The sequence below is a fragment of the Salinigranum sp. genome (genome assembly GCF_041641895.1).
Lineage (GTDB): Archaea > Halobacteriota > Halobacteria > Halobacteriales > Haloferacaceae > Salinigranum.
Genome location: NZ_JBEPXO010000003.1, coordinates 18,833 through 39,678, shown reverse-complemented (window position 1 = coordinate 39,678; position 20,846 = coordinate 18,833). Strand labels below are relative to the sequence as shown.

Below are 20,846 nucleotides of genomic sequence, written 5' to 3'. Positions count from 1 at the left end.
TTTCCTCGTCGGCGGCCCCGTCGCTCACATCGGGGACAGCAACGATCGACACCTCCCGCCCCTCGGACGAGCCACCGTCGGCCGCGTGCTCAGAACAGGAAGAAGAACGCCTCGACGCCGACGAGCGTCACGACGAGTCGGCCGACGCTCCCGACGAACGTCGCCAGCGCGAACTTCGCGTAGTCCTCCTCCAGCACCGAGAACGCGTAGATGGAGAGCGTGTCGGGGAAGCCCGGGACGCAGAGCGCGAGGGCGAGGCCGCCGTAGCCGTACTGCTGGGCGAGCTGGACCGTCTTCTTCTCGGACCAGGCGACGACGTCGACGGGCGAGCGCCGGAGGGCGCGAATGACGGGACCGGACTCCTTCGCCTCCTGGCCGATGTGGAAGGCGAAGACGCTCCCGGCCGCCTTGCCGACGCCCGAGGTGAGGACGATGAGCGTGGTGTGGGCCCACCCGGGCAGACCGAGGTTCAGCGGTGCGAGGAGTACGATTTCGCTCACGCCGGGGAGCGCGAAGGCGATGAGGAACGAGTAGCCGAAGATGATGCCGAGTCCGGGCCATCCCGTCGCCGTCCGGACGAGCGAGGAGAACCACCCGCTCTCCGTGAACAGGAGTACTATCGGGACGTCGACGAGGACCGACACCGGACCCGCGAGTGACACGACCTGAGATGGGTGAGCCGCCGACGTAAATCTTGAGATTCGCCGCGAGCGGGAGGCCGACGCCGGTATCGTGGCTGGAACCGACGACGGCGGTGTCGACACCGACGCGACGGGTCACCGGTCGGTGGCGGCGCTCCCTGTCGGTCCGTCCACTGTCGACAAAAACACACGAAATTTCGAGACAGTCTTTCTTTCGCGTCTTTGTCGACATCATTATGTCCGCGGAGGGACTCCATCCTCGGGAGGCGAGCCACGCATGTTTCCGTCGACGCGTCAGGGCGTCCTGCTGTACGTTTCCGACCGGCACGGTCGGGCGACGGCGTTCGACGGCGGGGCAGCACGAATCGTGACGCGGTCACCGGAGGCGCTGCAGTCTGGCGGAGTTCCCGCCGCCGACTGTGCGGTCATCGACGCCACCGTGCTCGACCCGCAGCCGCCGCCGTGGCTCGACACGTTCCCCGGGGACGCCTACGTACTCGCCGGTTCGCGGACGACGCTCCCGGACTGGGTGGTGGACGCCGGCGTGTCGACGCTCGACCCCGCCCTGGTGTCGCTCCTGACCGGGTCGGGCGTCGGTGACCGGAACGACGACGGCACGCGACTCGGCAGGACCGACGCGAGCACCGACGGGGAGACGGCGCGTGACGGCCCGGCCGGGTCACCACCGGCGGCCGAGGGCGACGACGGGTACGAACCGCTCTCGGTCGTTCCGTTCCCGGTCGCACTCCTCGACGACGACGGGACCATCAGGTTCGTCAACCGGGCGTGGGTCGAGTTCGGACGGGAGAACGGCCGCGAGCGCGGGGAGAGCGACGTCGGCACCAACTACTTCGAGTTGTGCGAGCGGGCCAACGACAGCTTCGCGTCGGCGGCGACGAAGGCGATACAGCGCGTGCTCGCCGGCGACGTCGACAGCGAGCAGGTCGAGTACCCCTGCCACGGCGACGGCGAGCGCCGGTGGTACGCGATGGCGGTCGTCGCCGTCGAGGGCGACGGGCCCGCCGAGGTGGCGCTCGTCCACCAGGACGTCTCCCAGTACAGACAGCACATCAACGTCCTCGACCGGGTGCTCCGCCACAACCTGCGCAACAAGGCCAACATCATCCTCGGCCACGCGGCCGCGCTGGCGAGTGACCGCGACGACGAGACGGCGACGGCGGCGACGACCATCGGTGCGGCCGCGCGGGAACTGCTCTCGTTGAGCGAGCAGGCACGCCGCTACCGGGAGGTCAGCACCGACGACCGCCCGACCACCGCCATCGACGTCGTCTCGGTCGTCTCGGAGGTGACAGAGCGACTGAGCCGGAAGTACTCGCAGGCGGTCGTCGAGACGTCTCTCCCCGTCGCGGCAGTCGTCCAGGCCACGCAGTCGCTCTCGCTCGTCGTCCACGAGGTGGTCGAGAACGCCATCGTCCACAACGACCGCCCCGACCCGTGGGTCCGCGTCGAAGTCGTCCGCGTCCACGAGGGCGGCGACGAACGGGTGTCGATTCGGGTCGCCGACGACGGCCCGGGCATCCCGCCCGAGGACCGACGACTCCTCACGGGAGGACTGGAAGAACACCCCATCCGTCACGGCTCGCAACTCGGCGTCTGGGTCGTCAGTAGCCTCGTCACCTCGCTCAACGGCACCGTCTCGGTCGAGCCCCGGACCCCACGGGGGAGCGTGGTCACGATGACGTTCCCGAGCGCGACGTCCGACGCGGGACTCTAGCGGACGGAGTCGAGCAGCAGACGCTGCTCGACGCGTTTGACCTCGTGCTGGACGTCGCGGACGGCGTCGATGTTCGCCGAGATGGAGGAGATACCCGACTCGACGAGGTACTGCACCATCTTGGGTTTCGAGCCCGCCTGCCCACAGATGCTCGTCTTCACCCCGTGTTCGCGGCAGGTCTCGATGGTCGACCCGACGAGTTCGAGGACGGCGGGGTGGAGTTCGTCGTAGACGCTGGCGACGTTCTCGTTGTTCCGGTCGACCGCCAGGGTGTACTGTGTGAGGTCGTTGGTCCCGAACGACGCGAAGTCGATGCCGGCCTCGGCCATCGCCCCGACCTGGAGCGCGGAGGCGGGCGTCTCGATCATCACTCCCCACTCGCGTTTCTCGGGGTCGATGCCGGCCTCTTTCATGTGCTTGCGGGCGCGGACGACGTCCTCCGCGTCGTTCACCAGCGGGAACATCACCTCGAGGTTGTCGTAGCCCATGTCGTACAGCCGACGGAACGCCTCGAGTTCCAGCTTGAACACCGAGGGGTTACCCAGCGAGCGCCGGATGCCCCGGTAGCCGAGCATCGGGTTGTGCTCGCGCGGGACGTCCTCGCCGCCCTGTAGCTGGCGGAACTCGTCGGAGGGGGCGTCGAGCGTGCGGACGCGCACCGGCCGGGGGTAGAACTCGTCGGCGACGGTGCGGACGCCCTCGATAATCTCGTCGACGTAGGCGCGCTCGCCGTTGTCGTCGATGAACCGTTCGGGCGTCTTGCCCAGCGAGAGCACCATGTGCTCGATGCGGAGGAGGCCGACGCCGTCGGCACCCGTCGCCGCGGCCCGCTCTGCGGCCTCGGGGATGGAGACGTTGACCTTCACCTCCGTCGCGGTCATCGGCTTGACCGGCGTCTTCGGCCGGGCGTCCTCGACGGGTTGGCGCTGTTTCTCCTTCGACTCGACGCCCTCCCTGATGGTCCCCTTGTCGCCGTCGATGGTGATGGGCTGGCCGTCCTCTAGCTGTCGCGTCGCCGACCCACAGCCGACGACGGCGGGGACGCCGAGTTCCCGCGAGACGATGGCCGCGTGGGAGGTCATCCCGCCCTCGTCGGTGACGATGCCGGCCGCCCGCTTCATCGCGGGCACCATGTCGGGCATCGTCATCTCGGTGACGATGATGTCGCCCTCGGCCACCTGGTCGAGGTGGTCGAGTTTCGTGACGACGCGTGCCGGCCCCGAGGCGATGCCGGGACTCGCACCTAGGCCGCGGACGATGACCTCGCCGACCCCGGCCTGCTCGGCGCTGGCGTCGCCCTCGCCGTCAGTCGCCGCGCCGTCCGTCCCGCCCGAGACGTTCTCGACGTTCGACACCGCCGTGTCGGAGATGGTCGTGATGGGCCGCGACTGGAGCATGTACACCTCGCCGTCGTAGACGGCCCACTCGACGTCCTGTGGCTGGCCGTAGTGGCGTTCGACCTCCTCGCCCAGGTCGACGAGGCGGGCGATTTCCTCGTCGGAGAGGACGCGCTCCTCACGGTGTTCGTCGGGCACCTCGCGCTCGACAGTCTCGCCCGTCTCGGGGTCTTTGACGTGCATCAGCTTCTTGTCCGCGACGGTGACGTCCTCCGTCCGCTGGGTCGCGCGGTTGACGACGTAGTTGTCCGGGGAGACCGCTCCGGAGACGACGGCCTCGCCGAGACCCCAGGCGGCCTCGATGATGATGCGCGGTTCCCCCGTCGAGGGGTGGGAGGTGAACATCACGCCCGACTTCTCTGCGTCGACCATCCGCTGGACGACGACGGCGATGTCGACCTTGTCGTGCTCGAACCCCTTCTGGTTCCGGTAGTAGATGGCGCGCTGTGAGAACAGCGAGGCCCAGCACTCCTTGACCCGCTGGAGCAGGTCGTCCTCGCGGACGTTGAGGAACGTCTCCTGCTGGCCGGCGAAGGAGGCGTCCGGGAGGTCCTCGGCCGTCGCCGAGGAGCGGACGGCGACGAACGCCTCCCCGTCGTCGATAGAGCGGTACGCCGCCAGAATCTCCGCGGCGACGTCCTCCGGGAACGGCGTCTCCATGATGAGTTCGTGGGCTCGCTCGTGCGCGCCCGCGAGCGCCTTCGAGTCCTCCGGGTCGACGTCGACGGCCTCGAACAGTTCCTCGTCGATTTCGGCCTCCTCGATGAACGTCCGGTACGTCTCGGCGGTGACGACGAAGCCCGGCGGCACCGGGAGTCCCGCGGCCGTGAGTTCGCCCAGCGAGGCCGCCTTCCCCCCGACTGTCTCCAGATCGTCAGAGCGCACGTCGTCCAGCCAGAGCACTGCCATAGTGTGTTCTGCGTCCCGAGTATGCGTAAAGAAGGTTCCGGACCTGTCAGAGATGATATGGTCTTAACTCGAAGTCGAGTACTACTCGTCACCCCGGCGGCCCGCGCCGTGGACCGCACAGTAGACGTCGCCGGCGTCCGTGTCGAGGAAGAACGTATCCCCTCGCTGGACCGTTCGGCCGCAGTCCGCACAGCCGTCGTCGTGCCGTATCGCGTACTTTCCGACGGCGTGGCCCGTCTCCAGCCGTCCGGCTGCGCGGGCGACGCGCGTGAGTCCCTCGCCGATCTGCGTGTGGGTCGCGGTGTCCGCGGCCGCGAATCGGATGAGTGACATCGTCGGCGTTCGACCGGGTATCGGGTCGGGGCGGACAAATGTCCGGCGGTCGTTCCGACGTCGCTCCGACTTCTTTACGCCCGCTCCGACGCAGCGCGAAGCTGTCGATGCCGAGAAGTTCTTTACCGTGCGCGCCAACTCTCACACGTGCTACCGGAGTGGCTGTCTCTGCTCCCGCCGTGGCTGCTCACCGGAGTCGTTCTCGGGTCCGCGCTCTCGTGCTGTGTCGCCGTCGTCTTCTTCGTCGGCGACCGCCTGTTCCCGACGGCACCGGTCGACCGGAGCCGTCGCATCGACGGGACGGTCCGTCGCCGGCAGGAGATCCGTCAGTATCTCGTCGACATCGACGAGCGCTTCCGCGAGGACGTCGCCGTCCACGGCGAGACGGTCGCGTTCTACCTGCCGGAGCGTGACGTCGCCATCACCTTCGACGCCAAGGCGTACTTCCGAATCGAGGAGGCGGGGACGTACACGGTGCTCTGTGAACACGAGATGCCGGGCAGAGGACTGGGCCGACGCCTCCCGTTCGACGTGCCCGAACTCGAACCCGAGGTCCCGCCGGACCCCGTCAGTACGGCCTTCGCCGAACTCGAACTCGACACGGCGGCGACGCCGGACGAGGTGAAGTCGGCGTACCGCTCGAAGATCAAGCAGGCCCACCCCGACCACGGCGGCGACGCCGACGAGTTCCAGCGACTCCAGGAGGCGTACGCGACGGCGCGGGACCACGCCGCCGACGCCGAAGCCGACGCGGTGGCCGCGTAGCCACGCCGCCGCCGTCGGCCGGCTACTCGTGCAGTCTGTTCTCGTCCGTCCCGATGGGGGCCAGTTCGTACGTCACGTTCCGGTCGCGGAGGGTGTCTGCCACCCGGCCCGCCTCGTCGACGCTCGCGACGACGACGGCGTCCTGTCCTTTCATCGCCGCCTCGGCCGCGACGGCCCCGCCCGCGAGATTCACTGCCGGTTCGCGGTCCAGTCGACGGAGCGCCGCGACGGCCTCGACGCCGACGGCGACGACCAGGTCGGACGTGGTGAGCGCCTCCGAGAGCGCCTCGACGTCGACGGCGCTGCTCCCGCCGTTGCGGGCGCGCGGCACCTGACAGACGGTGACGGTCCCCGGCGACATGTCGATGACGCCCTCGAACCCCGTGACTGAGACGTCCTGTCCGGCCTCGGCCGTCGTGGTGGCGGTGCCCGTCGCCGGTCCATCGTCGCCCGGCGTCGCGTGGAGGAGGCCCTCCCGAAGCGAGAGGGTCACCGTCTCGCCCGTCTGGATGTCGTCGGTGGCGAGGGCGGCGTCCTCCTGCACCGACTGGAGGACGTCCTCGGTGACGTGGTCGGTGAACTGACGGATGGACTTTATCTCCCGGAAGAGCCAGTCGACCCCCTCCTTGGTAGTCCGGTACCGGGAACGTCCCTCCTTCTCGACGTAGCCGTCGGCGACGAGTTCTCTGATGTACTCGCTCACCGCCTGTGAGGTGACGCCGACGGCCTCGGCGATCTCGCCCTGACTCACCGCCGGCTGTCGGTCGGCGATTTCGACGAGCACGCGGAGGCGTGTCGCGGTGCGCTTGTCCTCCAGGGCTCTGCTCATGGAGACGGTGAGGGACGGCGGCGGTAAAACGGTGCCGTCGCACCGGGCGTCGAGAGAGCATCGCTTTTGGCTTCGCGCCCGAACGACCAGTCGTGTTCGACGTCGCGTTCGCCGACCGTGCGGTCTTCCTGCCACGCGCCGACGTGCTCGTCGTCGCCGACCTCCACGTCGGCCGCGCCGCGGCCTCCGACGTCGAGGTGCCGCTGGGCGAGCGGGCGGACCTCACCGAGCGACTGGACGCGGTGCTCGACCGCTTCTCGCCCGGGAGAGTCGTCGTCGCCGGCGACGTCCTCCACGAGTTCGGACGGGTCTCACACCGGGCCGCGGAGACGCTCGACACCCTCGACGCGACGTGTCGAGCGGCGGGCGCCGAACTGGTGCTCGTCACCGGCAACCACGACGGGATGCTCGAGACGGTGTGGGACGGGGAGCGACACGACGGCTACCGCGTCGACGACGGCGACCGGACGGTGCTCGTCTGTCACGGCCACGAGGAGCCTTCGGAGGAGGCGGACCGCTACGTCGTCGGCCACGACCACCCGACCATCACCATCGAGGGGCAGCGACGACCCTGCTTCCTCGCCGGGGAGGCCGTCTACCACGGGAGCGACGTCCTGATGCTCCCCGCGTTCTCGCGCGTGGCGAGCGGCGTCGAAATCAACGGGATGCGCGCGCGTGACTTCCAGTCGCCGCTCGTCACCGACGCGGACGCGCTCCGGCCCGTCGTGTGGGACCCGGGCGGGGAGGACGCGCTGACGTTCCCGCCGCTGGGACGGTTTCGGAAGCTGCTGTGAGCGGGGCGGCGGCGAGAGTGAGTTTCAGGCGTGACGAGCCACTCGAACGGCTGGGGAGAGCCGTTTTCGACAGGGGTGCGCGCGAGGTACGAGTCGGAGCCGAGGACGCGTGCCACGACGCAGGCGAGGAGCCGAACGTTCAATACCCGCGGCTCTCACTCACAGACGTGCGCGTGGACCACTACGACGAGGCCGACTTCGTACGGACGCTGGACCCCGACGGGCGTGTCGTCGGCGACGTCCCCGACCTCTCCGACGACCGCCTCCTGGCGATCTACCGCGACATGGTGGTGACGAGGCACTTCGACGAGCGGATGGTGAGCCTCCAGCGACAGGGTCGGGTCGGGACCTACGCCCCCGCCGTCGGCCAGGAGGCGTCGCAGGTGGGGTCGACCCACGCCCTGCGCGACGACGACTGGCTGGTCTACCAGTACCGCGAACACGGGGCCGTCTCCGTCCGTGGCCTCACGGCGGAGTATCTCACCTACTGGATGGGCCACGAACACGGCAACGCCTCGCTCGTCGACCAGCACGTCGCCCCGCTCAACATCACCATCGCTGACCAGATTCCCCACGCCGTCGGGATGGCGTGGGGTGCACGGCTGAAGGGCGACGACACCGTCGTCGTCTGTCACTTCGGCGACGGGGCCACCTCGGAGGGTGACTTCCACGAGGCCGCCAACTTCGCCGGCGTGTTCGAGACGCCCTGCGTCCTCTTCTGCAACAACAACGGCTGGGCCATCTCTCACCCCGCCGAGCGCCAGACCGCGTCGGAGACCTTCGCCGGGAAGGCCGACGCGTACGGCTTCCCGGGAGTACGGGTCGACGGGATGGACCCGCTGGCGACCTACCGGGTCACCCGGGAGGCGGTCGAGCGCGCCCGTCGGGGCGACGGCCCGACGCTCGTCGAGGCCGTCCAGTACCGCTACGGCGCCCACACGACCGCGGACGACCCGAGCGCCTACCGCGACGAGGCGGAGGTCGAGCGGTGGCGCGAGCGCGACCCCCTCGACCGCTACGAGGCGTTCCTGCGCGACCGAGGCCTCGTCGACGACACCGTCGCCGAGGAAATCGAGGCCGAGGCCCGCGAGACGGTGGCGACCGTCATCGACGAGGCGGAGTCGTTCGAGCCCTCCCCGCTCGAGATGTTCGACCACGCCTTCGCCGAGTCGACGCCCGAGGTCGAGGCACAGCGCGCGGCGTTCGAGCGCGCACTCGACGAGCACGGGCGCGACGCGTTCCTCAGAGAGTAGTAGATAATCGGGACGAGAACCGGGGTGTCAGAAGCTCTCGGCGACAGTCCGTGCCGCGATGGCCCCGCTCTGCAGTGCCCCCTGAATCGACGACCACTCCGTGTAGTCGCCGGCAAGGTACACCGGTCCCTCCGGGTCGTCGACGTCCGGGAGGCTGTCGTGGATGCCCGGTGGCTGGTCGAACTGCGCGAACTCGATGCGGTCGGTCGCGAGCGGTTCGAGCGCCCCGAACTGGCGCTCGGGATACCACGACGCCAGCGCGTCGCGCGTTCGCACCAGCAGTTCGGCGTCGTCCATCGACAGCGCGTCCTCGCCGAGGAACGTCGCGTTCAGCAGTTCGGCGTCGTCCGGGGCGTACTCGGGGGCGACCGCCGACAACGGAACCACGGCGTTCGGCGCGGCCGACTCGGCGTTGAGGAGGATGCGCTGCTTCGTGCCGAGGTCCGTCCCCTCCGGGAGGCGGTAGTACTGGGTGGTCGACGGTCGAGCGCGGGTCGGAATCGCGTCCACGCCGGTCAACTCGGCGGCCGTGCGAGGGTCGGTGGCGACGACGACGGCGTCGGCCTCGACCGTCCCGCCGTCGACGTCGAGCGTCGCACCGTTCCGCTCGGGGGTCACCTCGTAGACGACCGAGTCGGTGTGGACGTCGACGCCGGCAGCCTCCGCACGGGCGACCAACTGGTCGGCGATGGCGCCCATCCCGTCGGCGGGGATCGTCGTCCGGCCGTCGCTCAGCATCCGGAACGTGTACTCGAAGACGCGCTTCGACGTGGAGAGCGACCGGTCGAGCGTGATGCCGCCGTAGAAGGGGGCGACGAAGTTCTCTGCGAACTTCTCGGAGAAGCCCCAGTCGTGGAGGTACTCTCTGATGGTCGTGTCCGGTCCGGAGAAGAACGAGTCGAGGGGTTTGCTCCCGAGGTCCTGTCTGAGCGCGAGGGTTCGGAGTTTGTCGCTCGTCGTCACCTCGCGGTTGAACAGCGACTCCGCGAGCGAGAGCGGGTCCCTGAGGGGGTCCGAGAGCACCGACCGTTCCCCCTCACGGGCGATGACCGCGCCCGGCGTGAACGCGCGGAGGTCGAGCGCCTCGAGGTCGAGTTCGCGGCGAACCGCGGGGTACGCCGTGAACAGTACCTGGAATCCGCGGTCGAGCGTGAACCCGTCCCGTTCCCGCGAGTGGACTCTCCCGCCGACCGTCTCGCGTTCCTCGTACACCGTGACGTCGGCGCCGGCGGCCGCGAGGCGACGGGCGGCCACCAGTCCGGCCAGTCCCGCACCGCACACCGCGACGGTTCGCTCCTCGTTCATGCCGTCGGCTTGGGGAGGTGGTTACAAAGAGACTGTGCGTTCGAGAGCGGGAGGCGTGGCGGGACCGGAAGGGATACGCCCGTCGCGTCGTACCCCCGGATATGGACACGAGCGACACGTTCCGAGCGCTCCGCTGTACGGCGACCGGTGAGGAACTCCCGGCCGACCCCACGCGGACCGGGCCGAGCGAGGCCGGGGCACCGGTCGACCCCGTCTACGACCTCGACGCGGTGACGTGGGACCACGCCGCTCTCGCCGACGCCCGGTCGATGTGGGACTTCGCCGCGCTCTTGCCGTTCGCCGCGGGCGTGAGCGCCGACGAGGGAGGGACGCCGCTGGTCGACGCGCCGGCGCTCGCCGAGGAACTCGGCGTCGGGGCGCTCCTCGTCAAGGACGAGGGGCGGAACCCCACGGGGACGGTCCTCGACCGCGGCCTCTCGCTGGCGGTCACGGCCGCCGACGCCGCCAACGCGGACCTCGTGGCACACGCCTCGCCGGGCAACAGCGGGCAGTCGGGGGCGGCCTACACCGGACGCGCCGGCATCCGGTCGTACGCGTTCGTCCCCTCCCGGGCCCCGTTCCCGAACAAGGCGATGACGAACGTCCACGGCGGCGACATGCGCGTCGCGGGGGGTCGGTACCCCGACGCCGTCGAGGCGCTGCACACGCAGTTGAAATCCGAGTGGTTCACGCTGCAGGAGTTCGACAACCCCGTCCGCCACGAGGGGTACAAGACCGTCGCGTACGAGATTGCCGCCCGCACGGTCCCGGACGCCGTGTTCGTCCCCGCCGGGACCGGCGAGGTGGTCTACGGTCTGGTGAAGGGCTTCCGCGAACTCCACGAACTGGGACTCGTCGACGCCGTCCCGCGGGTCGTCGCGGCCCAGCCGACCGGGTGTGCGCCCATCGCGACGGCGTTCGAGGCCGGGCGCGCGGTGGAGCCGTGGAACCAACCGGACACCATCGTCGGCGAACTGGAGATTCCCGACCCGAAGGGGGGCGACCTGGTGGTCGACGCCCTCGACGAGACCGGTGGAACGGTCGTGACTGTCGACGACGACGCCATCCTCGGGAGCGCCGTCACCGCCGCACAGACCACCGCCGTCGACGTCGGTGCGGCCGGTGGGGCCGCCGCGGCGGCCGCCGACGCGTTGCAGGACGAGTTCGACGACGACGCGACGCTCGTCGTCGTCAACACGGAGGCGGGCGTCAAGACGGCGGACGTCCTCCGGTCGCACCTGATGGGACAGGGCATCTGAGCCCGATGTTTCGAAGGGGTCATACCGAGATTTAGACACCCCAAACCTCTTTCGCGTCGAGGCGCTACCGACGAGTGAGATGGCGAAGTCCGACGTGCTCAGCGACGTGATGGAAGACTACCTGAAGGCCATCTACACGCTGCAGACCGAACACGGCCCGCCGGTGTCGACATCGGACGTCGCCGACCTCCTCTCGAAGACGCCACCGACGGTGACGAGCATGCTCGGAAAGCTCGAGGAGCGAGGACTCGTCACCCGCGAGAAGTACAAGGGCGTCGAGTTGACGGCGGAGGGCGAGACGGTCGCACTGGAGGTCATCCGTCACCACCGCCTCCTGGAGGCGTACCTCGCAGAGCACCTCGACTACGACTGGAGCGAGGTCCACGACGAGGCCGACGCGCTCGAACACCACATCTCCGAGGAGTTCGAGCGGCGCGTCGCCGAGGCGCTCGGCGACCCGGAGGTCGACCCGCACGGCGACCCCATCCCGAGCGCCGACCTCACGCCGCTGGACGCGGACGACTCGACGCGCCTCGACGACCACGACGTCGGCGACAGCGTCGTCGTCGCACGCGTCTCCGACCGCGACGAGGAGGAACTGCAGTACCTCTCCGACGCGGGTATCACGCCCGGGACCCGGCTGGAGGTGGTCGACGTCGCGCCGTTCGGGATGGTGACCGTCCGGGTGGGAGCGGGTGACCGTGAGCAGTCCCTTCCGGAGGCCGTCGCCCGCTCCATTCGGGTCACCCCCGTCACCGACGACGGGTCCGAGTACGGAGCGGAGGTCGAAGGCTGATGGTGGGGCTGGTCGAAGTCGCCACGGTGGCGTTCGTCGCCCAGCTCGCCGTCCTCCCCGGGGAGAAGGTCCAGTTCATCATCGCCGGGCTCTCGACGCGGTACGACCCGAAGGTCGTCGTCGCGGCTGCCGGATCCGCGTTCGCCGGGTGGACTGCGCTCGAAATCTGGTTCGGTGCGGCGCTGCGGGGCGTCCTCCCACCGGCCGTTCTCGACGGAATCACGGCCGCGCTGTTCGCGCTCTTCGCCGTTTTGCTCGTCCGGGCGGCGCCCGAGCCGGGTGAGACGAGCGTCGGGCCGGACGCGGGCGACCCGGTGGAGACCGACGGCGGACTCGCAGTCGACGTCGACGCGCTGTCCGTGCTCGGACGCGACGTCTCTCTCGACGCCGACCGGTTCGGGAGCTTCGTCCCCATCTTCGCGATGATGGCCGCCGGCGAGTTCGGCGACAAGACCCAGCTCGTGACCATCGGTCTCGCCGTCCAGTACGGCGCTCACCCGGGTATCTGGGTCGGCGAGATGCTCGCCATCCTGCCGGTGAGTATCGCGAACGCGTACGTCTTCCACCGCTTCTCTCACCGCTTCGACGTACGGAAGGCCCACCTCGCCGGTGCGGCGCTGTTCGCGTTCTTCGCCGTCGACACGGTCCTCGCGCTCACGACCGGCTTCTCCGTGTGGGAGACGGTCGTCTCGACGGTGGCAGAGGTGGTCCTCGGGCTGGTCTGAGCCGAGGCCTCGGCCGCCCACGAGAGCGTTTTTAACCCCGCTCCCGTTAGCCAGGAGCGATGCAGGACGTGCTCGTCTCGCTCGGTGCCGGCGTGGTGTTCGGACTCGCACTCGCCGCCCCACCCGGGCCGATGAACGCCGTCATCGCTGAGGAGAGCGTCCTCCGTGGCTGGACGGCCGGGTTCCGAACGGGGCTCGGGGCGATGACGGCCGACGCGACGTTCTTCGTCCTCTCGTTCCTGGGCGTCGTCGCGTTCGTCGAACGCTTCCCGACGGTGCGTGCGGTGATGGTCGGCGCGGGCGGCCTGCTCATGCTGTACTTCGCGTACGGGGCCGCTCACGAGGTGGGCGGGTCCCTGACGCCGGACGGCGAAGCCGCGGCGGACGGCGGCGAGACCGGCGCGGGCTTCCGGAAGGCGTTCCTGCTGGCCATCGCAAACCCCTACCAGATACTCTTCTGGCTCACCATCGGGGTGGCCCTCCTCGAGTCCGGGCAGGTCGACGTGCTCGCACAGACGCCCTACGTGGGCGGTGACCTCGCGGGCATCCTCGTCGTCGAGAAGGGGAGTCCGGCCCTCATCGTCGGGTTCTTCGGCGGCATCCTCGTGTGGGTCACCGGGTTCCCGGCGGCGCTCGTCACCGCCCAGCAGCGAGTCGAGGCGTTCGCTCCAGTCGTGACGGCGCTGTCGGCGCTCGTGCTCGCCGGGTTCGGGCTCCTGTTTCTCGTGGACGCCGCGGGCACGCTCCTCTGAACGCCGGTCGTCGGCCGCGCAGTGCGAAGCCATATGAGCCACCCACGCCGATAGCTGGACATGTTCGACAAGTCGACGTGGATCAAGCTTCCACGGAACGTCGTCATCGGCCACGGCGTCCTCGACCAGGTCGGGGCGGCCGTCGACGACCTCTATCTCTCGGGACAGCCACTCCTGGTGACGAGTCCGACGCCCGAACGCCTGGCAGGCGACCGTCTCCGCGCGCAGTTCGCCGTCGAGCCACACACGGTGACCGTCGAGAAGGCGAGTTTCGCCGCCGTCGAGGCGGTCGCCGAGACCGCCCGGGCGGAAGAGACCGACTACATCATCGCCCTCGGCGGCGGGAAGGCCATCGACATCGCGAAGATGGCCGCCGAACGAATCGACTGCGGCTTCGTCTCCGTGCCCACCGTCGCGAGCCACGACGGCATCGTCTCGGGCCGGTCGTCTATCCCCGAGGGTGACACCCGTCACTCCGTCGCGGCGGACCCGCCGCTGGCGGTCGTCGCCGACACCGAACTCCTCGCGCAGGCGCCGTGGGAACTCACCACGGCGGGCTGTGCGGACATCATCTCCAACTACACCGCGGTCAAGGACTGGCAGCTGGCACACCGGCTGAAGAACGTGGAGTACTCCGAGTACGCTGGGGCGCTCTCGGAGATGACCGCGGAGATGCTCGTCGACAACGCCGACTCCATCAAGCCGGGGCTGGAGGAGACCGCGTGGATCGTCGTGAAGGCGCTCGTCTCCTCGGGGGTGGCGATGAGCATCGCCGGGTCCTCACGCCCCGCGTCGGGTGCCGAGCACCTCTTCTCACACCAGCTCGACCGGCTGGTGCCGAACACGGCGCTGCACGGCCACCAGGTCGGCGTCGGCTCTATCATGACCGAGTACCTCCACAGCGGCGAGAAGGGGCAGTGGCGGAACATCCGCGACGCGCTCGAACGGATCGACGCACCCACGACGGCACGGGGGCTCGGCGTCGACGACGAGGTGGTCATCGAGGCGCTCACCACGGCACACACCATCCGCGACCGCTACACCATTCTGGGCGACGGCATGAGCGAGGACGCGGCGCGCGAGGTCGCCCGCGTCACGGGCGTCGTCGAGGGATAGGGCGAACAGCCGGCACGACTCGTCCACACAGCGGTGTGCCGGACACCCGCGAGACGCCGTGTGGCCTCGGTCAGCGCATCGGTCGGGGTGGCCGCCCCATCACGTATCAACTTCGGGGTGGAACGGGAGGACGGCGACCCGGCGGCGACGAACCCGAACACGGATATCCACCCACTCCTAACGGTCGGACATGGCAACAGCCAGCGTGCGCGGTCCGCTCAAACGACATCCGGCCGCCGTGACGGCGGTGCTCTCCGTCGTGGGGTACGCGCTCGTCATCGGGACGTTTCTGGGCTACGTTCCCGAGTCGGTGTTCCCGGAACTCACGCTCTCGCAGGTCAACCGCATCGCCGACGCCATCGCCGTCATCAACACGACGGCGACGCTCCTCCTGGTGGCCGGATGGTGGTTCATCCGGCAGGACGAGGTCCGCAAGCACGCCGCGTCGATGGGGGGCGCGTTTTTGCTCATCCTCGTCTTCCTCGTGCTCTACCTGACGAAAATCGGCGGCGGCGGCACCAAGGAGTTCGTCGGCCCCACCCTGCCGTACTACGCCTACCTCGCGATGCTCGCCGTCCACATCATCCTCTCGGTGGTCTCGGTCCCCGTCGTGTTGCACGCGCTCGTGCTCGGAATCACTCACACCCCCGAAGAACTCCGCGCGGCGGGGACACATCGGAAGGTGGGACGGGTCGCCGCCAGCGCGTGGATCCTCTCGCTGTCACTCGGCGTCGTGGCGTACCTGATGCTGAACCACGTCTACGACTGGCAGTTCGTCGAGGCGTTCTTGCTCCCGGTCGTCCCCTGACCCGACCTCACTCGCCTCGGAACGCGGGGTCGACCCTCGCTCGCCACCCGATGAACGCAGAGAGCGCGGCGAGCGTCGCGACCATCCCACCCGCGTTCCACCAGCTGAGCGCGCCGATGGCGTAGCCGTACCCCGCACCGGCGACGATTGCGACTGCGAGGACGGCGTAGACCCGGAGATACCACTCTCCGTACCACGCGACGAACCCCCCTCCGGTGTCGGTTCTCTCGGCGACTGCCTCGGTGTCGGTGTCCATACACCCTGCTTCGGCCGCGCCGACATAACGCGTGTGGCCGACTGGGGCCTGCGACCGACCGCCCGCTGTCGGTTCCAGCAGGATTTATTACGTCAGCCGCACGCTCCGCGAGCATGCACGTCGCGTTCGTCTCGATGTGGACGGCACAGCACCACGAGACCGGCGCGACTGAGCGGACACGACGGGTCGCCGAGGCGCTCGCGACTCGCGGCCACGAGGTGACCGTCTGCTGTGCGCAGTGGTGGGGTGGCTCCATCCCCGCGTTCGACCAGAACGACGTCACCTACCGCGCGGTCACCGAGGAACCGGCGGCGGGTGCGTTCGGGTCGAAGCTCCCGTTTCACCTCCTGCGGACGAAGCCCGACGTCGTCCAGGCGGTCAACAGCCCCCCGGGCCACGCCGTCGCGGCGAAGCGGGCCTGCCGACTCCTCCGCGTCCCACTGGTCGTCGACTGGTGGGAGGACGCGGGCGACGACTGGGTCGGGTACAAACGGGCGGCCCGGGCGGCGAACCGGGTGCTCGTCCCCTCCGAACTCGTCCGGACGCAGGTCCGCGAACACGGCGCACCCGAGGAACGAATCGAGACGGTCCCCGAGAGCATCGACGTGGGCCTCGTCCGGGACGCCCCGGTCGACCGCCGGGCGGACATCGTCTACGCGAACGACCTCGACGAGGGCTGCAACGTGGAGTCGTTCCTCCTCGCGCTCGCCGAACTCCGGACGCAGACGTGGCGCGCTGCCGTCATCGGGGACGGTCCGCTCCGCAAGACCGCAGAAGGGACCGCGGCGGACCTCCGCATCGACGACCGGGTCGCCTTCCTCGGCGACCTGCCACCGGAGGAGTTCGTCCCGGTCCTGAAGGGGGCGCGGGTGTTCGCACAGACGGCCGAACACGAACCGTTCGCGACCGAACTCCTCTGGGCGCTCGCCTGTGGCTGTACCGGGCTGGTCGAGTATCAGGCCGGGTCGAGCGCACACGAACTCGTCGCCGGGGACCGACCCGGACGGCGGGTCACCTCGCCGCAGGAACTGGCGGCGGCCATCTCGGCCGCCGCCGACGAACCGCACCGCACGCTGAGCGAGGCTTACGAGTCGTACGACCACGACGCCGTCCTCGACCGCTTCCTCAAGGTCTACCGGGAGACGATCGACGAGCGCGGCTTCTCGCTCGGACTGTTCTGAACGGGGGGCGAGAGCGCGTCTCCGAGAGAGCGCGTTACTCGTCGGGAGTCTCGTAGTCGCCGCCGTACTTCAGGAAGAAGAACGCGAGACCGAGCGTCGCAATCATCGCGAACGTGGTGGCGACGCCGAGCGTCTTGGCGCTCTCGGGGACCTGCGGCGCGCTGCTCCCCTCGCTGCCACCGCCGACTTCGACCGTGGGGATGTCGCTGCCGACGGCGACGGCACCGAGCATCCCAAGCGCTTCGTGGGGGGCACAGTGGTACTTCGTGATACCGGCCTGGTCCTCGCCGAAGGTGTGTTCGTACGTCGTCCCGGCTTCGGCGACGGGGGCGCCACTGTCGAGTGAGGCCGGCCCTTCGCTGGAGACGACGTTGTGGCCGCCGCCCTCGCCGGTCCACTCCCACGTCACTGTCGTGCCGGGATCGACCCAGATGCCAGCGGGGGCGAACGCGAGTGCGCCACCGTTCCCCTCCGCGCCGACGTCGACGGTCACTTCGCTCTGTCCGCGGAGGTCCTGGTAGCCGCCGTCGATGCCGTCGAGATGACCGCCCCAGTCCGGCTCCGTCGTCTGTGCCGCGGCGTTCCCCGACCCGGCCGCGACGGCCGCCGTCCCGCCTGCGGCTGTCAGGAACGCCCGCCGCGACATCTGCGAGTCACTCATGTCCGCGCCTAAGAGGTCGCCTGTAGTGAATACTTTGGTTCGTGACTGCCAGACACCCGCCGACCCGCACCGGTCGCCGCTACAGGGAGTAGTCGTGGTCGCCGGTTTCGCTCTCGACGAACGCCGAGAGCAGGTCGATCATCGCACTCACGTCGGTCCCGTGGGCACACTCGGTCGGCGTGTGGAGATAGCGGGTCGGAATCGACAGCGCGCCGACCGGGACCGCACCGCCGGCACGCTGGAGGTTCGCCGTGTCCGTCCCGCCGGCAGGGAGGACCTCTAGCTGGTGGGGTATCTCCCTCTCGTCGGCGACGTCTCGGAGGCGACGGTTCACCTTCGGGGTCGTGATGACGCTCGAGTCCTTCAGCTTCACGGCGACGCCCTCGCCGAGTGCGGTGACGTGGTCGGCGGCGTCGAACCCCGGGACGTCGTTCGCGACAGTGACGTCGAGCGCGAGCGCGAGGTCCGGGTCGAGGTCGACGCCGACGGCCTGCGCTCCGCGGAGGCCGACCTCCTCTTGAACCGTCGCGACGAAGTGGACGGTCACGTCGGGGTCGTCGAGTCGGCGAGCGGCCGCGAGCATCGCGAACAGGCAGACGCGGTCGTCGAGCGCCTTGCCGGTGACGAGGTCACCCATCCGGACCGTCGTCTGCTGCATCGTCACGAGGTCGCCGACCGAGACCCGCTCTTCGATCGTCTCGGCCGGGAGACCGAGGTCGACGTACACGTCCGAGACCTCCTGGCGCTTCTCCCGCTGTTCGTCCGTCAGCGTGTGTGGAGGGACGGAGCCGATGACGCCCGTGAGCGACGCCTCGCGGGTGTGGACGCGGACCCGCTGGGCACGCAGGACGCGCGGGTCCCACCCCCCGAGCGCGTCCAGCTGGAGGAACCCCTCGTCGGTGACGTGTCGCACCATGAAGCCGATTTCGTCCATGTGTGCCGCGACGACGACTTCGTAGTCACCCCCCTCGACGGTCCCGACGACGTTCCCCATCGCGTCGGTCCGCACCTCGTCTGTCGCCGCCGTCAGTTCGCGCCGGACCACCGCACGGACGTCCGCCTCGTACCCCGGGACCCCGTCGGTTTCAGTAAGTTCACGGAGGAGTTCGAAGTCGAACTCGAAGTCGAGTTCCGAACTCGAATCGGCGTCGGGAGCACTGTCGTCAGCCATGTCCGTCGAGTCGGCCTCGTCCCCGATAACTCTCCCTGCTGCGCCGGACGACACCCCGCCCGCTCCCGGGTGTTTCGACGCTGATAGCCAGCACCCAACGTTTATCCGAGCGACTGCTGACCTGACTCGTACATGAACGGGAGCGGAAGCCGGTGGACGTCGGACGGGGAGGCGGTCCACCACTCGACGGCCGACCGCGGGGCGTCGACAGTCGAGGGATGCCGGGATGGCTGAGACGACGGTCCTCTGCGTCGACGCCGACGAGGCGGAACGGGACCGGACGACGGCGGCGCTGTCGACTGTCGACGGGCTGGCGCCGACGGCCTGTGGCTCCGTCGAGGCGGCCGTCGGGCTGTTCGCGGACGAGTCCTTCGACTGTCTCGTCACGGCGTACGCGCTCCCGGACGGGAGCGGACTGGACCTAGTCGCCGCGGTGCGCGACACCAGTCCGGACGTCGGCTGTATCCTCTTCACCGACGTCCCCTTCGCCGACATCGACACCGACGGAGCGCCGCACGCGGTGGTCGACCACCTCACGAGAGACAGCGAGGCCGACTACGAGTACCTCCCACACCTCGTCGAGCGCGTGGCGGCCGGACGGACACACACGTCGTACCCACTCCCGGCCGACGAGGACGAGCGACAGGCCGCGCTCGCCGCGTACGACCCGGCCGGCCGCGCGTCGAGCGACTCCTTCGAGCGCCTGACCGCACTCGCGTCACGACAGTTCGACGTCGCCGTCGCCTTCGTGGGCCTCGTCGACGCCCACGAGGAGCGGTTCCTCGCCTGTCACGGCGCCGAGTGGGACGCGATTCCGCGAGAGGATGCCATCTGCACGTACGCGCTCCTCGAAGACGACGTGATGGTGGTCGAGGACGTCGCGGCTGACCCCCGGTTCACGGCGAACGAGGTGCTCCCGGCGCTCGACGTCCGTTCGTACGCCGGTGCGAAGCTCACGACGCCGACAGGCGAAGCCGTCGGGATGTTCTGCGTGCTCGACGACGAACCACGGCAGTACACGGCGGCCGAGCGCGAGTCGTTGCGGCTGTTCGCGGCCGAGGCGGCCGAGCGACTCGAGCTACACCGTCGGCTCGCGGCTACGGAGCGGGGAGCGTGAGCGTCGAACCTCGTCGGGACGGCGAAGGCCCCCCCGACGACTACCGGTTCGGACCGGACCTCCCGGTCGACCGGGTTCCACGCGGCACCTCGCTCGTCGTACGGGGCAGCGCCGCGGCCGCTCCCGGCGCGCTGGCCATGCGACTCCTCGCGCCGGTCACAGAGCGGGACGCCGACGCGTTGCTCGTCGAGACGGACGACACACCCCGGGGCGTCACCACCCGCTGGACCGAGGGGACGGACGTCCCCCTCTCGCGACTGGCCGTCGTCAGCTGTGACGGGGGACGCCGTGACCCGCCGACCGGCCTCGGCGGGACCGGCCGTGTCTCGCGGCCGAGCGACCTGACCGGAATCGGCGTCCAGTACGCGAAGGTCGCCCGCTCGTTCGGTGGCGGCCCTCACAGCCGGCTCCGTGTCGGTCTCGACTCCGTCTCTACGATCCAGTTGTACTGCGACGACGTGCAGACGGTGTACCGCTTCCTCCACGCACTCACCGGACGCATCCGGGCGAGCGGCCGATTCGGCGTCTTCGTCTTCAACCCCGAGATGCACGACCCGCGTGTCGCGCGCGTCGTCTCGCGGCCGTTCGACGCCGCCGTGGACGTGCGGGTCGGTGACAGCGGCGGGCGGGAAGCCCGGTTGACGGACGTCTCCGGGCAGACGTCGGCGTGGACGCCGCTCCGAACGGGATAGCCCGTATCCGGAACGCTTTTGCACTTCTTCGGGCTGTGTCAAGCCATGACCGACGTCGAAGCCGAACTCCGCGCACAGTTCCGAGACGCGTTCGGCGACGCCGACTTCCCCGTAGAGAACCAGATGGACCTCGTCCCCGCGCTCCCCAACGGGCCGGGGACGACGTTCGAGGCAGGTGACGTCTCCTTCTCGGCGATGGAACTCGCGACGAAACTCAGCGGCCACCAGGAGTTCCCGTACGAGACGGCCGACGAACTCATCGACGACGTGATGGCCGCGCTGAAGAGCGAAGGGATCATCTGAGGGCGGGCGCCGCGGGACGCTTGACTCACGACTGCGTCTTGACACACG

At 69.5% G+C, this 20,846-nt stretch carries 22 protein-coding genes; 14 read left to right on the top strand and 8 right to left on the bottom strand.

Features of this window, described 5'->3' with window-relative positions; genetic code table 11:
* Positions 1 to 89 precede the first annotated feature (89 nt).
* Positions 90 to 644 carry a YqaA family protein gene (locus ACESK5_RS01065; RefSeq protein WP_372909723.1) on the bottom strand — a complete coding sequence of 185 codons (555 nt, stop codon included), beginning with the start codon at positions 642 to 644 and terminating at the stop codon, positions 90 to 92.
* A gap of 274 nt (positions 645 to 918) precedes the next feature.
* Between ACESK5_RS01065 and ACESK5_RS01060 the strand changes: the two genes are divergently transcribed.
* Complete coding sequence (locus ACESK5_RS01060; RefSeq protein WP_372909681.1) at positions 919 to 2,376, top strand: ATP-binding protein; 1,458 nt, start codon at positions 919 to 921, stop codon at positions 2,374 to 2,376.
* Here ACESK5_RS01060 and ppsA read toward each other — a convergent pair.
* Positions 2,373 to 4,682, bottom strand: a complete 2,310-nt coding sequence (gene ppsA, locus ACESK5_RS01055) for a phosphoenolpyruvate synthase (protein ID WP_372909680.1) — start codon at positions 4,680 to 4,682, stop codon at positions 2,373 to 2,375. The two genes, ACESK5_RS01060 and ppsA, sit on opposite strands and share 4 nt — an antisense overlap.
* Before the next feature lie 81 nt (positions 4,683 to 4,763).
* Positions 4,764 to 5,015, bottom strand: a complete 252-nt coding sequence (locus ACESK5_RS01050; protein ID WP_372909679.1) for a hypothetical protein — start codon at positions 5,013 to 5,015, stop codon at positions 4,764 to 4,766.
* Between the two features lie 147 nt (positions 5,016 to 5,162).
* On the opposite strand from ACESK5_RS01050, the gene ACESK5_RS01045 reads away from it, so the two are divergent.
* Positions 5,163 to 5,780, top strand: a complete 618-nt coding sequence (locus tag ACESK5_RS01045) for a J domain-containing protein (RefSeq protein WP_372909678.1) — start codon at positions 5,163 to 5,165, stop codon at positions 5,778 to 5,780.
* A gap of 22 nt (positions 5,781 to 5,802) precedes the next feature.
* On the opposite strand, the gene ACESK5_RS01040 is transcribed toward ACESK5_RS01045, so the two are convergent.
* A complete protein-coding gene (locus ACESK5_RS01040; protein WP_372909677.1) occupies positions 5,803 to 6,609 on the bottom strand; it encodes a MarR family transcriptional regulator in 807 nt (268 codons plus the stop codon).
* 92 nt (positions 6,610 to 6,701) lie between these two features.
* Between ACESK5_RS01040 and ACESK5_RS01035 the strand changes: the two genes are divergently transcribed.
* Both ACESK5_RS01035 and pdhA read left to right on the top strand, forming a co-directional pair.
* A complete protein-coding gene (locus ACESK5_RS01035; protein WP_372909676.1) occupies positions 6,702 to 7,403 on the top strand; it encodes a metallophosphoesterase in 702 nt (233 codons plus the stop codon).
* A gap of 167 nt (positions 7,404 to 7,570) precedes the next feature.
* Positions 7,571 to 8,656, top strand: coding sequence for a pyruvate dehydrogenase (acetyl-transferring) E1 component subunit alpha (gene pdhA / locus ACESK5_RS01030; RefSeq protein WP_372909675.1), 1,086 nt, complete (start codon positions 7,571 to 7,573; stop codon positions 8,654 to 8,656).
* A gap of 27 nt (positions 8,657 to 8,683) precedes the next feature.
* On the opposite strand, the gene ACESK5_RS01025 is transcribed toward pdhA, so the two are convergent.
* Positions 8,684 to 9,961 (bottom strand): NAD(P)/FAD-dependent oxidoreductase, encoded by a 1,278-nt coding sequence (locus ACESK5_RS01025; protein ID WP_372909674.1) that lies wholly within the window; start codon positions 9,959 to 9,961, stop codon positions 8,684 to 8,686.
* 101 nt (positions 9,962 to 10,062) lie between these two features.
* Here ACESK5_RS01025 and ACESK5_RS01020 point away from each other — a divergent pair, with 101 nt between their 5' ends.
* From ACESK5_RS01020 to ACESK5_RS00995, 6 genes are all read left to right on the top strand, one after another.
* Complete coding sequence (locus tag ACESK5_RS01020) at positions 10,063 to 11,220, top strand: pyridoxal-phosphate dependent enzyme (RefSeq protein WP_372909673.1); 1,158 nt, start codon at positions 10,063 to 10,065, stop codon at positions 11,218 to 11,220.
* 94 nt (positions 11,221 to 11,314) lie between these two features.
* A complete protein-coding gene (locus tag ACESK5_RS01015; protein ID WP_372909722.1) occupies positions 11,315 to 12,016 on the top strand; it encodes a metal-dependent transcriptional regulator in 702 nt (233 codons plus the stop codon).
* Entirely contained in the window at positions 12,016 to 12,741 is a 726-nt protein-coding gene (locus ACESK5_RS01010) for a TMEM165/GDT1 family protein (protein ID WP_372909672.1), read from the top strand. The genes ACESK5_RS01015 and ACESK5_RS01010 overlap by 1 nt, the downstream gene beginning before the upstream one ends.
* A gap of 95 nt (positions 12,742 to 12,836) precedes the next feature.
* Positions 12,837 to 13,493, top strand: coding sequence for a LysE family translocator (locus ACESK5_RS01005; RefSeq protein ID WP_372909721.1), 657 nt, complete (start codon positions 12,837 to 12,839; stop codon positions 13,491 to 13,493).
* A gap of 60 nt (positions 13,494 to 13,553) precedes the next feature.
* The gene (locus ACESK5_RS01000) at positions 13,554 to 14,609 is read left to right on the top strand and encodes an NAD(P)-dependent glycerol-1-phosphate dehydrogenase (RefSeq protein ID WP_372909671.1); all 1,056 of its coding nucleotides are present in this window, start codon (positions 13,554 to 13,556) and stop codon (positions 14,607 to 14,609) included.
* Between the two features lie 190 nt (positions 14,610 to 14,799).
* On the top strand, positions 14,800 to 15,417 hold the full coding sequence (locus ACESK5_RS00995; RefSeq protein ID WP_372909670.1) for a DUF420 domain-containing protein: 618 nt from the start codon (positions 14,800 to 14,802) through the stop codon (positions 15,415 to 15,417).
* A 7-nt stretch (positions 15,418 to 15,424) separates the two neighbouring features.
* Here the strand turns inward: ACESK5_RS00995 and ACESK5_RS00990 are convergent, their stop codons facing one another.
* Positions 15,425 to 15,673 carry a hypothetical protein gene (locus tag ACESK5_RS00990; protein ID WP_372909669.1) on the bottom strand — a complete coding sequence of 83 codons (249 nt, stop codon included), beginning with the start codon at positions 15,671 to 15,673 and terminating at the stop codon, positions 15,425 to 15,427.
* A gap of 113 nt (positions 15,674 to 15,786) precedes the next feature.
* Here ACESK5_RS00990 and ACESK5_RS00985 point away from each other — a divergent pair, with 113 nt between their 5' ends.
* Positions 15,787 to 16,854, top strand: coding sequence for a glycosyltransferase (locus tag ACESK5_RS00985; protein WP_372909668.1), 1,068 nt, complete (start codon positions 15,787 to 15,789; stop codon positions 16,852 to 16,854).
* Positions 16,855 to 16,888: 34 nt separating this feature from the next.
* Here ACESK5_RS00985 and ACESK5_RS00980 read toward each other — a convergent pair whose 3' ends face one another.
* Both ACESK5_RS00980 and ACESK5_RS00975 read right to left on the bottom strand, forming a co-directional pair.
* A complete protein-coding gene (locus ACESK5_RS00980) occupies positions 16,889 to 17,500 on the bottom strand; it encodes a halocyanin domain-containing protein (RefSeq protein ID WP_372909720.1) in 612 nt (203 codons plus the stop codon).
* 94 nt (positions 17,501 to 17,594) lie between these two features.
* Positions 17,595 to 18,686, bottom strand: coding sequence for a M42 family metallopeptidase (locus tag ACESK5_RS00975; protein ID WP_372909667.1), 1,092 nt, complete (start codon positions 18,684 to 18,686; stop codon positions 17,595 to 17,597).
* 226 nt (positions 18,687 to 18,912) lie between these two features.
* Here ACESK5_RS00975 and ACESK5_RS00970 point away from each other — a divergent pair, with 226 nt between their 5' ends.
* Genes ACESK5_RS00970 through ACESK5_RS00960 form a run of 3 tightly spaced genes read left to right on the top strand, consistent with a single transcriptional unit; the run spans position 18,913 to position 20,798 of the window.
* Positions 18,913 to 19,803: a GAF domain-containing protein gene (locus ACESK5_RS00970; protein ID WP_372909666.1), complete on the top strand. Its 891-nt coding sequence runs from the start codon at positions 18,913 to 18,915 to the stop codon at positions 19,801 to 19,803.
* The gene (locus ACESK5_RS00965; RefSeq protein ID WP_372909665.1) at positions 19,800 to 20,495 is read left to right on the top strand and encodes a hypothetical protein; all 696 of its coding nucleotides are present in this window, start codon (positions 19,800 to 19,802) and stop codon (positions 20,493 to 20,495) included. Before ACESK5_RS00970 ends, ACESK5_RS00965 begins: the two co-directional genes overlap by 4 nt.
* Positions 20,496 to 20,540: 45 nt before the next feature.
* On the top strand, positions 20,541 to 20,798 hold the full coding sequence (locus tag ACESK5_RS00960; RefSeq protein WP_372909664.1) for an MTH865 family protein: 258 nt from the start codon (positions 20,541 to 20,543) through the stop codon (positions 20,796 to 20,798).
* The last annotated feature ends 48 nt before the right edge of the window (positions 20,799 to 20,846 follow it).

Coding starts and splice junctions, on each gene's coding strand:
- ACESK5_RS01020 (WP_372909673.1), top strand. CDS start 10,063: ATGGACACGAGCGACACGTTCCGAGCGCTCCGCTGTACGGCGACCGGT.
- ACESK5_RS01040 (WP_372909677.1), bottom strand. CDS start 6,609: ATGAGCAGAGCCCTGGAGGACAAGCGCACCGCGACACGCCTCCGCGTG.
- ppsA (WP_372909680.1), bottom strand. CDS start 4,682: ATGGCAGTGCTCTGGCTGGACGACGTGCGCTCTGACGATCTGGAGACA.
- ACESK5_RS01025 (WP_372909674.1), bottom strand. CDS start 9,961: ATGAACGAGGAGCGAACCGTCGCGGTGTGCGGTGCGGGACTGGCCGGA.
- ACESK5_RS00990 (WP_372909669.1), bottom strand. CDS start 15,673: ATGGACACCGACACCGAGGCAGTCGCCGAGAGAACCGACACCGGAGGG.
- ACESK5_RS00975 (WP_372909667.1), bottom strand. CDS start 18,686: ATGGCTGACGACAGTGCTCCCGACGCCGATTCGAGTTCGGAACTCGAC.
- ACESK5_RS00985 (WP_372909668.1), top strand. CDS start 15,787: ATGCACGTCGCGTTCGTCTCGATGTGGACGGCACAGCACCACGAGACC.
- ACESK5_RS00960 (WP_372909664.1), top strand. CDS start 20,541: ATGACCGACGTCGAAGCCGAACTCCGCGCACAGTTCCGAGACGCGTTC.
- ACESK5_RS01010 (WP_372909672.1), top strand. CDS start 12,016: ATGGTGGGGCTGGTCGAAGTCGCCACGGTGGCGTTCGTCGCCCAGCTC.
- ACESK5_RS01050 (WP_372909679.1), bottom strand. CDS start 5,015: ATGTCACTCATCCGATTCGCGGCCGCGGACACCGCGACCCACACGCAG.
- ACESK5_RS00995 (WP_372909670.1), top strand. CDS start 14,800: ATGGCAACAGCCAGCGTGCGCGGTCCGCTCAAACGACATCCGGCCGCC.
- ACESK5_RS00980 (WP_372909720.1), bottom strand. CDS start 17,500: ATGTCGCGGCGGGCGTTCCTGACAGCCGCAGGCGGGACGGCGGCCGTC.
- ACESK5_RS01000 (WP_372909671.1), top strand. CDS start 13,554: ATGTTCGACAAGTCGACGTGGATCAAGCTTCCACGGAACGTCGTCATC.
- ACESK5_RS01060 (WP_372909681.1), top strand. CDS start 919: ATGTTTCCGTCGACGCGTCAGGGCGTCCTGCTGTACGTTTCCGACCGG.
- ACESK5_RS00970 (WP_372909666.1), top strand. CDS start 18,913: ATGGCTGAGACGACGGTCCTCTGCGTCGACGCCGACGAGGCGGAACGG.